General features: G+C 67.4%; 8 protein-coding genes. 6 read left to right on the top strand and 2 right to left on the bottom strand.

All coding sequences use genetic code 11. The features are described 5' to 3' along the window. Nucleotides 1-227: 227 nt before the first annotated feature. From ACIPJ2_RS01710 to ACIPJ2_RS01700, 3 genes are all read left to right on the top strand, one after another. Nucleotides 228-800, top strand: a complete 573-nt coding sequence (locus tag ACIPJ2_RS01710; RefSeq protein ID WP_402727272.1) for a hypothetical protein — start codon at nucleotides 228-230, stop codon at nucleotides 798-800. A 368-nt stretch (nucleotides 801-1,168) separates the two neighbouring features. Beyond that, a complete protein-coding gene (rpoB, locus tag ACIPJ2_RS01705; RefSeq protein WP_281266035.1) occupies nucleotides 1,169-4,657 on the top strand; it encodes a DNA-directed RNA polymerase subunit beta in 3,489 nt (1,162 codons plus the stop codon). Between the two features lie 47 nt (nucleotides 4,658-4,704). Beyond that, the gene (locus ACIPJ2_RS01700) at nucleotides 4,705-8,586 is read left to right on the top strand and encodes a DNA-directed RNA polymerase subunit beta' (protein WP_281266034.1); all 3,882 of its coding nucleotides are present in this window, start codon (nucleotides 4,705-4,707) and stop codon (nucleotides 8,584-8,586) included. A gap of 75 nt (nucleotides 8,587-8,661) precedes the next feature. Here the strand turns inward: ACIPJ2_RS01700 and ACIPJ2_RS01695 are convergent, their stop codons facing one another. Continuing rightward, nucleotides 8,662-9,813 (bottom strand): hypothetical protein, encoded by a 1,152-nt coding sequence (locus ACIPJ2_RS01695; RefSeq protein ID WP_402727271.1) that lies wholly within the window; start codon nucleotides 9,811-9,813, stop codon nucleotides 8,662-8,664. A gap of 149 nt (nucleotides 9,814-9,962) precedes the next feature. Continuing rightward, the gene (locus ACIPJ2_RS01690; protein ID WP_402727270.1) at nucleotides 9,963-10,361 is read right to left on the bottom strand and encodes a VOC family protein; all 399 of its coding nucleotides are present in this window, start codon (nucleotides 10,359-10,361) and stop codon (nucleotides 9,963-9,965) included. A gap of 230 nt (nucleotides 10,362-10,591) precedes the next feature. Here ACIPJ2_RS01690 and ACIPJ2_RS01685 point away from each other — a divergent pair, with 230 nt between their 5' ends. From ACIPJ2_RS01685 to ACIPJ2_RS01675, 3 genes are read left to right on the top strand one after another with little or no spacing between them, the layout of a single operon-like run. Beyond that, a complete protein-coding gene (locus ACIPJ2_RS01685) occupies nucleotides 10,592-12,262 on the top strand; it encodes a GspE/PulE family protein (RefSeq protein ID WP_402727269.1) in 1,671 nt (556 codons plus the stop codon). A gap of 17 nt (nucleotides 12,263-12,279) precedes the next feature. Continuing rightward, nucleotides 12,280-13,890, top strand: a complete 1,611-nt coding sequence (locus tag ACIPJ2_RS01680; RefSeq protein ID WP_402727268.1) for a type IV pilus twitching motility protein PilT — start codon at nucleotides 12,280-12,282, stop codon at nucleotides 13,888-13,890. Beyond that, the gene (locus tag ACIPJ2_RS01675; protein ID WP_402727267.1) at nucleotides 13,890-15,113 is read left to right on the top strand and encodes a type II secretion system F family protein; all 1,224 of its coding nucleotides are present in this window, start codon (nucleotides 13,890-13,892) and stop codon (nucleotides 15,111-15,113) included. Before ACIPJ2_RS01680 ends, ACIPJ2_RS01675 begins: the two co-directional genes overlap by 1 nt. Nucleotides 15,114-15,211: the final 98 nt, after the last annotated feature.

Here is a 15,211-nt window from a genome sequence, read left to right as displayed (position 1 = left end):
CCGTCGTCGTGCCGGGTGCGTCGACCCCCTGGAGCCCCCACCTCCCTGCGGGTCCGCACGCCGGCCGACCGTGACGCGCGTCGCTGTGCAGTGCACTCCGCGCCGTCACCCGCAGTCCGCCTGCGGCTCCTCGGCGTGCTCGCGCGCACCGACCATTGAGTACATTGCGTTCGTTATGTAAAATACGGATGCAGCATCCGCCGGCCACGAACCGCAGGAGACCCGACATGTCCGCCGACACCATGAGTATCCAGACGCACCGTCCCGCCACGCCGAGCGTGCCCGCGGAGGCGACCCGTGCCTCCCGTCCGTTCCACGCGGACCGCGAGACGGCCCCCGTCTGGATGCGCGTGATCGGTGGCGCGCTCCTCACGGCGGGTGTCGGGCTGACCGCGGCCGTGCTCGGCTGGCCGGGGGAGGCGCCGGAGGCGGCGCTCCTCGTCCCGGGTCTCGTCGGCGTCGTCGTCGGACTGCTCCTGCTGCTGGCGCGGTCCGGGTTCACGGTGACCGACACGCACGTCACCCTGCACTTCCGCCCCCTCCCGCCCCGGCGGATCGCGCGGCACCGGATCGTGGACGCCCGTCTCGTCGAGGCCGACGCGGCGACGTACGGCGGCATCGGCCTGCGGCTCGGCCGCGGCGTCCGGGCGCTGCTGCTCACCCCGGGGCTCGGCATCGAGCTCACGGACGAGCGTGGTCGCGTCACGTTCGTGCGGACGCGGCGTCCGGAAGACGCGTTCCGTGCGCTGGCGGGCCTGACTGGAGGCTCGGCTGCAGCTGAGCGCGAACGCCTGGGCTGAGCGCACGGCCGGGAATGGCTGCTGGTCGCCGCTGCTTATACACGGCAGTCCTGATCTTGGTCAAGCCAGGACTGGACATCGTGCGCGAGCGCTGCCTATGATGGCAGTTCGCGCTCCCTGGCATCCGTGTCGTCATATTGCGGTCGACGCAGAGTTCTTCGAGGCAGAGTCCTTCAAGAGCAGGCCCTGGTGAGTTCGGTCCCGTATATGTCGGCGGGCACCGCTCACCCAGATCATCGCACATGTGTTCCCGCTCACGCGGCTGGCCCATGATCGCGTGTCTTCGAGGGTTGCGCCGAGCGTTCAATCCACTCACCTACATGCTGCTCGTCAGTACCGGCCCGACGGGGCCTACGGAGGTCACACCCTTGGCTGCTGCGCCCAACGCATCCACCAACCCCAAGAACGGTCGCAACCACTCGCGACTCTCGTTCGCCAAGATCACGGACACCCTCACGGTTCCCGATCTGCTCGCTCTCCAGACGGAGAGCTTCGACTGGCTCGTCGGCAACGACGTCTGGAAGGCCCGACTGGCCGAGGGGCAGGAGCAGGGTCGTACCGACCTCGCGCTGCACTCCGGCCTCGAGGAGATCTTCGAGGAGATCTCCCCGATCGAGGACCTCGGCGAGACCATGCAGCTCTCGTTCACGTCCCCGGAGCTCGAGGACCCGAAGTACTCCATCGACGACTGCAAGGAACGCGGCAAGACCTACGCCGCCCCGCTGTACGTCAACGCCGAGTTCATGAACCACATGACCGGTGAGATCAAGACGCAGACGGTCTTCATGGGCGACTTCCCGCTCATGACCGAGCGCGGCACCTTCATCATCAACGGCACCGAGCGTGTCGTCGTCTCGCAGCTCGTCCGCTCCCCCGGCGTGTACTTCGAGCGTCAGCAGGAGAAGACGTCCGACAAGGACATCTACTCCGCTCGCATCATCCCGTCGCGTGGCGCATGGCTCGAGTTCGAGATCGACAAGCGCGACCAGGTGGGCGTGCGCATCGACCGCAAGCGCAAGCAGTCGGTCACGGTCTTCCTCAAGGCCCTCGGCCTGACGAGCGAGGAGATCCTCGACGAGTTCCAGGGCTTCGCCTCGATCGAGTCGACCCTCGAGAAGGACGCCATCCTCACCAAGGAAGAGGCGCTCAAGGACATCTACCGCAAGCTCCGTCCGGGCGAGCAGGTCGCTGCCGAGGCTGCGCGTGCGCTCCTCGACAACTTCTACTTCAACCCGAAGCGCTACGACCTCGCGAAGGTCGGCCGCTACAAGCTGGACCGCAAGCTCGGCATCGACGCGCCGCTGTCCGACTCCGTGCTGTCCGTGCAGGACATCGTCGCGACCATCAAGTACCTGGTCTCGCTGCACGCCGAGCGCACCACGATCGACGGCGTCCGCGACGGCGAGCCGGTGCAGCTCCGCCTCGACGTGGACGACATCGACCACTTCGGCAACCGTCGCATCCGCGCGGTGGGCGAGCTCATCCAGAACCAGGTCCGCACGGGTCTGTCCCGCATGGAGCGCGTCGTCCGCGAGCGCATGACCACGCAGGACATCGAGGCGATCACGCCGCAGACGCTCATCAACGTGCGTCCCGTCGTCGCCGCGATCAAGGAGTTCTTCGGAACGTCCCAGCTGTCGCAGTTCATGGACCAGAACAACCCGCTCGCGGGCCTGACGCACAAGCGTCGTCTCTCGGCCCTCGGCCCGGGTGGTCTGTCTCGTGAGCGTGCCGGCGTCGAGGTCCGCGACGTCCACCCGTCGCACTACGGCCGCATGTGCCCGATCGAGACCCCTGAAGGCCCGAACATCGGTCTGATCGGCTCGCTCGCGTCGTTCGGTCGGATCAACTCGTTCGGCTTCATCGAGACCCCGTACCGTCGCGTCGTCAACGGCGAGGTCACGAAGACCATCGACTACCTCACCGCCTCGGAAGAGGACGAGTTCGTCGTCGCGCAGGCCAACGCCCCGCTGACCGACTCGTTCCACTTCGCCGACGACAAGGTGCTCGTCCGCAAGAAGGGCGGCGAGGTCGAACTCGTCGCCAAGGACGAGGTCGACTACATGGACGTCTCCCCGCGCCAGATGGTGTCGGTCGCGACGTCGCTCATCCCGTTCCTCGAGCACGACGACGCGAACCGCGCCCTCATGGGTGCGAACATGCAGCGCCAGGCAGTGCCGCTCCTCCGCTCCGAGTCGCCGCTCGTCGGCACCGGCATGGAGGGCTACACCGCCATCGACGCCGGCGACGTCGTCACCGCCGACAAGGCCGGTGTCGTCTCCGAGGTCTCGGCCGACGCCGTGACCCTGCAGCTCGACGAGGGCGGCACGCAGACGTACTACCTGCGCAAGTTCGACCGCTCGAACCAGGGCACGAGCTACAACCACCGCGTCGTCGTCTCGGCCGGTGAGCGTGTGGAGCAGGGCGAGGTCATCGCCGACGGACCCGCGACGGAGAACGGCGAGCTCGCGCTCGGCAAGAACCTCCTCGTCGCGTTCATGCCGTGGGAGGGCTACAACTACGAGGACGCGATGATCCTGTCGCAGAACCTCATCAAGGACGACACCCTCTCCTCGATCCACATCGAGGAGTACGAGGTCGACGCCCGCGACACGAAGCTCGGCAAGGAAGAGATCACCCGCGACCTCCCGAACGTCAGCCCGGACCTCCTGGCCGACCTCGACGAGCGCGGCATCATCCGCATCGGTGCCGAGGTCCGCCCCGGCGACATCCTCGTCGGCAAGGTCACGCCGAAGGGCGAGACCGAGCTCAGCGCCGAAGAGCGCCTCCTCCGCGCCATCTTCAACGAGAAGTCGCGCGAAGTCCGCGACACCTCGCTGAAGGTGCCCCACGGTGAAGAGGGCACGATCATCGGCGTCAAGGTGTTCGACGCGCAGGACGGCGATGACGAGCTCGGCTCGGGCGTCAACCAGCGCGTGGTCGTCTACATCGCCCAGAAGCGCAAGATCACCGCCGGTGACAAGCTCGCCGGTCGTCACGGCAACAAGGGCGTCATCTCGACGATCCTGCCGGTCGAGGACATGCCGTTCCTCGCGGACGGCACCCCGGTCGACATCGTGCTCAACCCGCTCGGCGTCCCCGGCCGCATGAACTTCGGCCAGGTCCTCGAGATCCACCTCGGGTGGCTCGCGAAGCAGGGCTGGAACGTCGAGGGCGTCCAGGAGTGGGCATCGGCCCTCCCGGAGGCGGCGCGCAGCGCGGCACCCGGCACGAAGGTCGCCACCCCGGTGTTCGACGGTGCCTACGAGCGTGAGATCGAGGGCCTCCTCGACTCGACGCTCCCGAACCGCGACGGCGAGCGCCTGATCGGTTCCTCCGGCAAGGCCCAGCTCTTCGACGGTCGCTCCGGCGAACCGTTCCCGGAGCCGGTCTCGGTCGGGTACATGTACATCCTGAAGCTCCACCACCTGGTCGACGACAAGATCCACGCCCGTTCGACCGGCCCGTACTCGATGATCACGCAGCAGCCGCTGGGTGGTAAGGCGCAGTTCGGTGGACAGCGTTTCGGCGAGATGGAGGTGTGGGCGCTCGAGGCGTACGGCGCCGCCTACGCCCTCCAGGAGCTCCTGACGATCAAGTCCGACGACATCCTCGGCCGCGTGAAGGTCTACGAGGCGATCGTCAAGGGCGAGAACATCCAGGAGCCCGGCATCCCGGAGAGCTTCAAGGTCCTCATGAAGGAGATGCAGTCGCTCTGCCTGAACGTCGAGGTCCTCTCGGCCGACGGCCAGGCGGTCAGCCTCCGCGACACGGACGACGAGGTCTTCCGTGCCGCTGAAGAGCTCGGCATCAACATCTCCTCGCGGTTCGAGTCGTCCTCCGTCGACGACATCTGATCCCGCCCCGCCCGACAACGTTTCGAATTCAGCAAGAGAGAAGAACATTGCTCGAAGCAACTTCCTTTGACGCACTGCGGATCGGCCTCGCCACGGCCGAGGACATCCGCCAGTGGTCGTACGGCGAGGTCAAGAAGCCGGAGACCATCAACTACCGCACCCTGAAGCCCGAGAAGGACGGTCTGTTCGGCGAACAGATCTTCGGTCCTTCCCGGGACTGGGAGTGCGCCTGCGGCAAGTACAAGCGTGTCCGCTTCAAGGGCATCGTCTGCGAGCGCTGCGGCGTCGAGGTCACCAAGTCCTCGGTCCGTCGTGAGCGCATGGGCCACATCGAGCTCGCCGCACCCGTCACGCACATCTGGTACTTCAAGGGCGTCCCTTCGCGCCTGGGCTACCTGCTGGACATGGCGCCGAAGGACCTCGAGAAGGTCATCTACTTCGCCGCGTACATGATCATCAGCATCGACGAAGAGGGCCGGCACGCTGACATGCCGGGTCTCGAGAACGAGATGCGCCTCGAGATCAAGAACCTCGAGAACCAGCGCGACTCGATCATCGCCGACCGCCTCAAGAAGCTCGAGGACGACCTCGCAGCGCTCGAGGAAGAGGGCGCCAAGGCCGACATCAAGCGCCGCACCAAGGACACCGCCGAGAAGGAGATGTCCCAGGTCCGCAAGTCGTTCGACGAGGACATCACCCGCCTGGAGCGCGTGTGGGAGGACTTCCGCAACCTCAAGGTGGGCGACCTCAAGCCCGAGGACGCCGTCTTCCACGAGCTGCAGGACCGGTTCGGGATCTACTTCGACGCCTACATGGGCGCCGAGGCGATCAAGCTCCGTCTCGAGGCGTTCGACCTGGCCGCAGAGGCCGAGTCGCTCCGTCTGCAGATCGCCGAGGGCAAGGGCCAGAAGAAGATCCGCGCGATCAAGCGTCTGCGCGTCGTCTCCTCCTTCCTCGCCACCGGCAACTCGCCGGCAGCGATGGTCCTCGACGTCGTCCCGGTCATCCCGCCGGAGCTCCGCCCGATGGTGCAGCTCGACGGTGGCCGCTTCGCCACCTCGGACCTCAACGACCTCTACCGTCGTGTGATCAACCGCAACAACCGTCTCCGCCGCCTGCTCGACCTCGGTGCCCCCGAGATCATCGTGAACAACGAGAAGCGCATGCTGCAGGAAGCGGTCGACGCGCTGTTCGACAACGGTCGTCGTGGTCGCCCCGTCACGGGAACCGGCAACCGCGCCCTGAAGTCCCTGAGCGACATGCTCAAGGGCAAGCAGGGTCGTTTCCGCCAGAACCTGCTCGGCAAGCGCGTCGACTACTCGGGTCGTTCGGTCATCATCGTCGGCCCGCAGCTCAAGCTCCACCAGTGCGGTCTGCCCAAGCAGATGGCCCTCGAGCTGTTCAAGCCGTTCGTCATCAAGCGCCTCATCGACCTGTCGCACGCGCAGAACATCAAGTCGGCCAAGCGCATGGTCGAGCGTTCGCGTCCGCAGGTGTGGGACGTCCTCGAGGAGATCATCCGCGAGCGCCCCGTCCTGCTGAACCGTGCGCCGACGCTGCACCGTCTGGGCATCCAGGCGTTCGAGCCGCAGCTCGTCGAGGGCAAGGCCATCCAGCTCCACCCGCTCGTGTGTGCTGCGTTCAACGCGGACTTCGACGGTGACCAGATGGCCGTGCACCTGCCGCTGTCGGTCGAGGCCCAGGCCGAGGCACGCATCCTGATGCTCGCCTCGAACAACATCCTCAAGCCGTCGGACGGCCGTCCGGTCACCCTGCCCGCGCAGGACATGATCATCGGTCTGCACCACCTGACGACCGTCCGCGAGGGCGCCGTCGGTGAGGGCCGTGCGTTCTCCTCCGTCGCCGAGGCGATCCTCGCGAAGGACCAGAACACGCTGCACCTGAACGCCAAGGTGAAGATCCGCATGTCGGGTGTCCACTTCGCCGAGGGTGAAGCCCCCGAGGGCTACGAGGTCGGTCAGCCGATCCTCCTCGAGACGACCCTGGGTCGCGCGCTCTTCAACGAGACTCTGCCGGCGGACTACCCGTTCGTCCAGCGGGTCACCGACAAGGGCACGCTCTCCGCGATCGTCAACGACCTCGCCGAGCGCTACTCCAAGACCGAGACGGCCGCTGCGCTCGACCGGATCAAGGACGCCGGCTTCTACTGGGGCACGCGCTCCGGTGTGACCGTCGCGCTCTCCGACGTCGTGACGCCTCCTCGCAAGAAGGAGATCATCGCGGGCTACGAGGCGCAGGCCGCCAAGGTCCAGGGCGAGTTCGACAAGGGTCTGATCACCGACGCGGAACGTCGCGCCGACCTGATCAAGATCTGGACCGAGGCCACCAACGAGATCGCGCAGGAGATGCGGGACAACTTCCCCATCGACAACACGATCAACCGCATGGTGTCCTCCGGCGCCCGTGGTAACTGGCTGCAGGTCCGCAACATCGCCGGTATGCGTGGTCTGGTGAACAACCCGAAGGGCGAGATCATCGCCCGCCCGATCATCAACTCGTACCGCGAGGGCCTGACCGTGGCGGAGTACTTCATCGCCACCCACGGTGCTCGGAAGGGTCTTGCCGACACCGCGCTCCGGACCGCGGACTCCGGGTACCTCACCCGTCGTCTCGTGGACGTCTCGCAGGACGTCATCATCCGCGAGGACGACTGCGGCACCACGCGCGGCCTCGAGCTGCCGATCGCCACGGTCGACGCCGACGGCAAGCTCGTCCGCGACGCCCGCGTCGAGAACACCGTGTACTCGCGCACCCTCGCCACCCCGGCGACGGACGCGAAGGGCACGGTCGTCGCTGAGGCAGGCGAGGACGTCGGTGACGTCCTCATCGACAAGCTGGTCGCGGCCGGTGTCGAGAGCATCAAGGTGCGCTCGGTGCTGACCTGCGAGTCGGCCGTCGGTGTCTGCGCGAAGTGCTACGGCCGGTCGCTCGCCACGGGCAACCTGGTCGACATCGGCGAGGCCGTCGGCATCATCGCCGCGCAGTCCATCGGTGAGCCCGGTACCCAGCTGACGATGCGTACCTTCCACACGGGTGGTTCGGCGTCCGCTGACGACATCACCCAGGGTCTGCCCCGTGTCACCGAGCTCTTCGAGGCCCGTACCCCGAAGGGCGCGTCCCCGATCGCCGAGGCCCCCGGCCGCGTCGTCGTCGAGGACACGGACAAGGGTCGTCGGATCATCCTCACGCCGGACAACGGTGACGAGCCGTTCATCTACCCGGTGCTCAAGCGTGCGACCCTCCTCATCGAGGACGGCCAGCACGTCGAGCTCGGCGAGCAGTTCATCGCCGGCACGGTGGACCCGAAGGAGGTCCTCCGCGTAAAGGGCGTCCGTGAGGTCCAGAAGCACCTGGTCAACGGTGTGCAGGACGTGTACGGCTCGCAGGGTGTGCCGATCCACGACAAGCACATCGAGGTCATCGTCCGCCAGATGCTCCGCAAGGTGACGGTCGTCGACCACGCCGACACGGACCTGCTCCCGGGTGAGCTCGTCGACCGCTCGCGGTACAACGAGATCAACCGTGCGGCGCTGCAGGAGGGTCGCAAGACCGCTTCCGCTCGCCAGGAGGTCATGGGCATCACCAAGGCGTCCCTCGCGACCGAGTCGTGGCTGTCCGCCGCGTCCTTCCAGGAGACCACCCGCGTGCTCACGCAGGCGGCCATGGAGGGCAAGCAGGACCACCTCGTCGGCCTCAAGGAGAACGTCATCATCGGGAAGCTCATCCCCGCCGGGACGGGCCTCAGCCGGTACCGCGACGTGGACGTGAACGCGACGGAGGAAGCGAAGGCGGAGCGGTACCCGAACCGCATCTTCGCGGACGACTCGTCGTTCTCGGACGCCGACCTGAGCTTCGTCGACTTCGACAGCTTCTCGTCGGACGACTTCACGCCGGGCACGTACAACTGAGCCGAGTGATCCACTGACGAGGGCCCCGCATCCACCAGGATGCGGGGCCCTCGCTCGTTGCCGGACTGGATGTGGTCAGCGGTACGTCCGCGTGACGCTGCCGAGGGGACCGTCGTCGCCCGTGGCCGAGACGGTCACGGTGCCGCCGGCCATGCGACGTGGGTCGAGCGTCACGGTCCACTGCGACGACCCGGGCACCGGCAGCTCGACGCGGTTGCCGTCGGCGTCGGTCACCGGTGTGCCGTCGGCGTCGGTGAACGACAGGCGGGCGCCGGGCTCGGCGGATCCGCTGAGGACGAGCTTCGTGGCGGTGGCCTTCGTCACGTCCGCCGTCACCGGGAACGGGATCGTCGCCCCGCTCGTCGTCGAGCCGATGAGCTTGCCGTCGTCGTACACCTCGGCGACGATGCCCATGAACCGGGTCCCGGCGGGCGGGTACGCCAGGTCGGCGCTCCACGTGCCGTCGGTGTTCGCCGTCCAGTCCTGCCCGTCGGTCAGTGGCCACGGGGCTCCTGATTCGTCGACGAACCGCATGTCGGTTCCTGCCGGGCCGCGCCCCTCGAGGTGCACGGTGCGTGCGACGGGGTCGACCCGGACCGTGTCCACGAAGGGGGAGGGTTCGAGCTTCGCCGAGGAGTTCACGCGGAGCTGCTCCGTCCCGTCGAAGCGCTCCACGGTCGTGAGGGTGTGGTCGCCGAAGCGCACGCCGGAGATCCGGTGGGCGAAGGCGCCGTCGCGGTCGGTCGTGGTGGTCGCGGTCGGGACGCCGTCGAGGGTGAGCTCGATGCGGCTGCGGGGCTCGAAGCCGGTGCCGTCGATCTTCAGGGAGCGGTTCCAGTTCTCGCGGGCGACCACGATCCGCTCGAAGCTCACCTCGTGGGTGCTCGCGCGGAGGGTCGCCACGGGGGAGCCGATCGAGTCGGCGACGCGGAAGGTGTGGTCCCCGAACCCGTCGACGTGCGCCGTGGTCCGCCACGAGCCGTTCGGCTTGACTCGGGTCTCGACGGGCGCACCGTCCGAGGGGGTGATCGAGACGAGATCGCCGGCGTCACCCGTGCCCGCTAGGGTCACGTCACCCGCGTTGTGCGCGATCGCGCCGACCCTCGCGGTGAACTGTGCCGCCTGCGCAGGGGACGCGACGAGCGTCGATCCGAGGACCAGCGCTGCAGCGACGACCGCCGCTGCGCATCGCCGCTGTACCACATCTGAAATACGTGTGTTCTGCATGGCGGCCATGCTGGCACTGCGACGGACGCCTGTCCAGGGTCGAAACGCAACGTTCACACGGGTGCTGCACCGCGGAACGCGGCACCACAGACCGTCAGGAGGCTCGGTGCCAGCTGGCACCGAGCCTCCCGTCCGCCGTTCGGTCGCGTCTAGATCGTGCGGCCGGCGTCGCTGTCGCGACCGCCTGATCCGCGCCCCGTCTCGTCCGCGAGCGAGTAGAGGCTGAGCACGTTGCCGTCGGGGTCACGGACGTCGAACCAGTCGACGGCGCCGTCGACGCGCTCGATGGGCCCGACGTCGATGCCGAGCGCGCCGATCCTGGTGTGCTGCGCGGCGACGTCGTCGACGCCGAAGCGGACGATGACCGCGTTCTCCTCGGCCTGGTCGTCCTCGAAGAGCTGGATCCAGATACCGCCGATCTCGTACTCGGCGATGCCCTCGTCCGGCTCGAGGTCCGGCTCGACGCGCTCGAACACCGCGCCGTACCAGAGGCAGGACGCTTCGATGTCGGTGACGGGCAGCCCCACGGTCACGCTCGTGATGTCCATGACTCATCATGTCCTGCGAGTGCCGCGCACGTCGAGGGATTTCCTCTCCTCCACAGCGCGATCGATTCCGCGCCCGTCCACCGTCCCCTGTTCTGGGTGCGCGCTGACCCCGCTCGCCCCCTCATTCTGGGACTCGGCACCGTCGCGTCGTCCCCATAGCGTGGACAGGCGTCGAACCCTGTCGACGCACCAGGACGTCCTCACGCAACCCGAAGGAGGCAGCGAGACTCATGGCGACGCTCTCCGAGATCCTGATCCTCAACGGAGCACTCCCGATCGAGCACCTCGACTCGCTCACCGGCGACGAGGAGATCGACGAACGCTCGATCCGCTCCCTCGTCGACCGTGGCGTCGTCAGCGAGGCGCAGTTCATCACCGCACGTGCGGCGTCGAACAACTCCAAGACCGTCCCCCTGACCGACTACCCGGTCGACGGCACCGCGGTGTCGATGCTCCCGGCGGCGCTCTGTCGGCGGCACCAGGTGCTCGGCATCGGCTTCGAGGGTGACGTGCTCGTGCTCGCGATGGTGAACCCGACGAACGTGCTCGCGGTCGACGACGCCCGTGCCGCCTCCGGCCGTGCGATCAAGCCGCTCCAGGTCGAGGAACGCGACCTCGCCGCAGCGCTCGACCGCTACCTGCGTGCCGACGACGAGCTCAACGACCTGACGTCCTCCCTCGAAGAAGAGGCGACGGCGAACGCGCAGCAGCAGGTCGACATCGGTGAGGGCTCGCTCGACGACGTCCCGATCGTCCGCTTCGTGAACCTGCTCGTCTCGCAGGCGATCCAGGACCACGCGTCCGACATCCACATCGAGCCCGGCGAGCACGAGGTCCGGGTGCGCTACCGCATCGACGGCGTGCTGCACGAGATGGCGCCTGCGCCCAAGAACATCCAGAACGGCGTCATCAGCCGTCTGAAGATCATGAGCGACATCGACATCGCCGAGCGTCGCAAGCCGCAGGACGGCCGCATGTCCGTCCGCCACGGTGGCCGCCAGATCGACCTCCGCGTGGCGACCCTGCCCACCGTGTGGGGCGAGAAGGTCGTCATGCGAATCCTCGACAACACGAACACGTCGATGTCCCTCAAGGACCTCAACCTGCTCGAGCAGAACTTCGACGCGTACCAGCGGTCCTACTCCAAGCCGTACGGCATGATCCTCGTCACCGGCCCCACCGGCTCGGGCAAGTCGACCACCCTCTACACGACGCTCAACGCCGTCGCCCGACCCGAGATCAACGTGATCACGGTCGAGGACCCGGTCGAGTACCGGATGGCGGGCATCAACCAGGTCCAGGTCAACCCGAAGGCCGGCCTGACCTTCGCGTCCGCGCTCCGGTCGATCCTGCGTTCCGACCCCGACGTCGTGCTCCTCGGTGAGATCCGCGACCACGAAACCGCCCAGATCGCGATCGAGGCATCGCTCACCGGCCACCTCGTGCTCTCCACGCTGCACACGAACGACGCCCCCTCGGCGATCACCCGTCTCACCGAGATGGACATCGAGCCGTTCCTGGTCGGGTCGGCGCTCGACTGCGTCGTCGCCCAGCGTCTCGCCCGCAAGCTCTGCGACCGCTGCAAGGCCCCGGCCGAGTACACGTTCGACCAGCTCCGGGTGATGGGCTTCGTCGGTGACGACGACGCCACGATTCCGCCGTTCTTCGCACCGGTGGGCTGTGCCGTCTGCTCGAACACCGGGTACCGCGGTCGCATCGCCCTGCACGAGGTCATGACCGTCTCCGAGGAGATCGAGCGCCTCGCCGTCGCACGGGCGTCCAGCGCCGAGATCAGCCGCGTCGCACAGGAGCAGGGCATGCTCACGCTCCGCCAGGACGGCTGGGAAAAGGTGAAGCTCGGGCTGACGAGCGTCGACGAGATCCTGCGCGTGGTGGCGTAGGCGAAGGGCACGAACCGATGACCGACTCCGTGTACGACATCCCCGACGTCAACGACCCCATCGACGGCTGGCACCCCGGCCGTCCCGGGACCGAGGTCGGCGGCCGACGTGCCGCGCGCCTGGCGTCGCAGTCGGAGGCGCCCGCCGCTGCGCCGGCCCCTGCCGCTGCGCCCGCGCCAGCCGTGCCCGTCTACGACCTGTCCGACGACCTCGCCGGGTGGCCCGCACCGTCCGGTTCGCCCGTCGCCGTGCCGGTCGCGCAGCCGCAGGCGCGTCCGGCCACGCCGCCGGCGGCGGTCCCGCCCTCGATGGCGTCCTACGGGTACGCGGACCAGGCGACCCAGCACCTGCCGGTCGTCCCTGCTGAACCGACCACGGTCCTCCCGGCCGTGCACGCACCCACCGTGTTCGCGACGCCCGCCGTCGCACCGGGTGCCGAGCCGCTGCCGGAGATCGGCTTCACGCGCCACGCTCGTGAAGTCGCGGACCCCGACCTCATCACCGCGCTCGCCCAGGTCGTCTACCAGGGCGCATCCGACCTCCACGTCACCGCCGACGCCCCGCCGACCGTCCGTGTCGACGGCGGACTCCGCCCCGCCGTTCCCGGCGGGCCTTGGGCGCGGAACAAGGTCATCGCGGCGCTGAAGACCCTGATGACCGTCGAGCAGGCCGGGCAGTTCGACCACGAGCAGGAGCTCGACTTCGCGTACTCGCTGTCGCCGGAATACCGCTTCCGCGTGAACTACTACCAGCAGCGCGGCAACTGGGGAGCGGCCTTCCGCATCATCCCCACCAAGATCAAGACGCTCAAGCAGCTCGGGATCCCGGAGCACGTCGGCGACTTCGCCAAGCTGCCGCGTGGGCTCGTGCTCGTCACCGGCCCCACCGGGTCCGGCAAGTCGACCACCCTCGCCGCGCTCATCGACCTGGTCAACGAGACCCGTGCCGACCACATCGTCACGGTCGAGGACCCGATCGAGTTCATGCACGACCACAAGAAGGCGATCATCAACCAGCGCGAGGTCGGTGCGGACACGCACTCCTTCGCGAAGGCGCTCAAGCACGTGCTCCGTCAGGACCCCGACGTCATCCTGATCGGCGAGCTCCGCGACCTCGAGACGATCTCCGTCGCGCTGACCGCCGCCGAGACCGGCCACCTGGTGTTCGCGACGCTGCACACGCAGAGCGCTCCCGGCACCATCGACCGCGTCATCGACGTGTTCCCGCCGCACCAGCAGGGACAGATCCGGACGCAGCTCGCCTCGACCCTCGAAGGCGTCGTCTGCCAGACCCTCGTGCCGAAGGCGAGTGGGGTCGGCCGGGTCGTCGCGACCGAGATCATGACCACCACCCCCGCCATCGGCAACCTCATCCGTGAGGGCAAGACGTACCAGATCACCTCCGCCATGCAGGCCGGTCGTGACTCGGGCATGCACACGATGGACCAGGACCTCGCCGAACTCGTCAACGTCGGCACCATCACGCGTCGCGCGGCGATGGAGAAGGTCCACGACCACGAAGGGTTCGACCGGCTCGTGCAGCGCGTCGAATCACCGTCCGACTCGTCCGCAGCGGCCATCGCCGCGAGCGGGATCGACTTCGGCGACAAGTTCTCCGGAGGCCACTGATGTCACTCGCGTTCGACTACCGGGGCCGCGACGGCGGCGGCAAGCTCGTCAAGGGTCGGCTCGACGCCGCGTCCGAGGGTGCTGTCGTCCAGCGCCTCCGCACGATGGGGGTCTCGCCGATCGCCATCACCGAGGCGAAGGCCGGCACCGGGCTGCAGACCGAGATCAAGATCCCGGGATTCGAGAAGGGCGTGGGGCTCAAGGACCTCGCGATCATGTCGCGGCAGGCCTCCACGATGCTGTCGTCGGGGCTCTCGCTGCTCCGCGCGCTGACGATCCTCGCTGACCAGACCGAGAACAAGAAGCTCAAGGACATCATCGGCAAGGTCCGCGATGACGTCGAGCGCGGTGTCTCCTTCTCCGACGCCGTCGCCAAGTACCCGGTCGACTTCCCGCCGATCATGATCAACATGATCCGCGCCGGCGAGACCGGCGGCTTCCTCGACCAGGCCATGGACTCCATCGCCACGAACTTCGAGAAGGAGCACAAGCTCCGCTCGACGATCAAGTCGGCGATGACCTACCCCGTCGTCGTGCTGGTGATGTCACTCGTCGCCGTCGTGGTGATGCTCGTCTTCATCGTCCCGATCTTCCAGGACATGTTCTCGAGCCTGGGGGGCAAACTCCCGCTTCCGACCCAGATCCTCGTCACGCTGTCCCACGCCATGCGGTGGGTTGCGCCGATCCTCGCCGTCGCCATCGTCGTCGGGTGGGTCTGGTACCGCGCGAACAAGAACACCGATCGGTTCCGCAGTTTCCGTGATCCGCTCCTCCTCAGGATGCCGGTCTTCGGTGGGCTGACGAAGAAGATCGTGATCGCGAGGTTCGCGCGGAACTTCTCGAACATGATCGGTGCTGGCGTTCCGATTCTGCAGGCACTGAAGATCGTCGGCGAGGTCTCGAACAACTTCGTCGTGCAGCGTGCTCTCGAACGCGTTTCAGAAAGCGTTCGAAAAGGTGAATCCATTGCAGATCCACTGGCGAAGGAAAAGGTCTTCCCCAGCATGGTTTCGCAGATGGTCGCCGTCGGCGAGGATGCGGGTTCGCTGGAAGTCATGCTCGAGAAGATCGCGATCTTCTACGACTCGGAAGTCGAATCGACGACGGAAGCGCTGACGTCGCTCATCGAGCCGCTGCTCATCGCCTTCCTGGGCGTCGTGGTGGGTGGCATGATCATCGCCCTCTACCTCCCGATCTTCCAGATCACGTCGCTCGTCCACTGACGAGCCCGACCGCGACCTCCGTTCGGGGGTGGTTTGGTCAACGAGTGCCCCCGTTACTGGGGGCATTTTGTTTGTCGGTGACCCCCGTTCTCGGGATT

Source organism: Curtobacterium sp. NPDC090217, assembly GCF_044746705.1.
Taxonomy (GTDB): domain Bacteria; phylum Actinomycetota; class Actinomycetes; order Actinomycetales; family Microbacteriaceae; genus Curtobacterium.
The sequence above is the reverse complement of the archived record's forward strand: the minus strand, read 5'-3'. Positions and strand labels throughout refer to the sequence as shown.

What these genes read in the sequence shown, in the direction of transcription:
- ACIPJ2_RS01690 (WP_402727270.1), bottom strand. Translation starts at nt 10,361, where the DNA reads ATGGACATCACGAGCGTGACCGTGGGGCTGCCCGTCACCGACATCGAA.
- ACIPJ2_RS01680 (WP_402727268.1), top strand. Translation starts at nt 12,280, where the DNA reads ATGACCGACTCCGTGTACGACATCCCCGACGTCAACGACCCCATCGAC.
- ACIPJ2_RS01710 (WP_402727272.1), top strand. Translation starts at nt 228, where the DNA reads ATGTCCGCCGACACCATGAGTATCCAGACGCACCGTCCCGCCACGCCG.
- ACIPJ2_RS01685 (WP_402727269.1), top strand. Translation starts at nt 10,592, where the DNA reads ATGGCGACGCTCTCCGAGATCCTGATCCTCAACGGAGCACTCCCGATC.
- ACIPJ2_RS01675 (WP_402727267.1), top strand. Translation starts at nt 13,890, where the DNA reads ATGTCACTCGCGTTCGACTACCGGGGCCGCGACGGCGGCGGCAAGCTC.
- ACIPJ2_RS01695 (WP_402727271.1), bottom strand. Translation starts at nt 9,813, where the DNA reads ATGCAGAACACACGTATTTCAGATGTGGTACAGCGGCGATGCGCAGCG.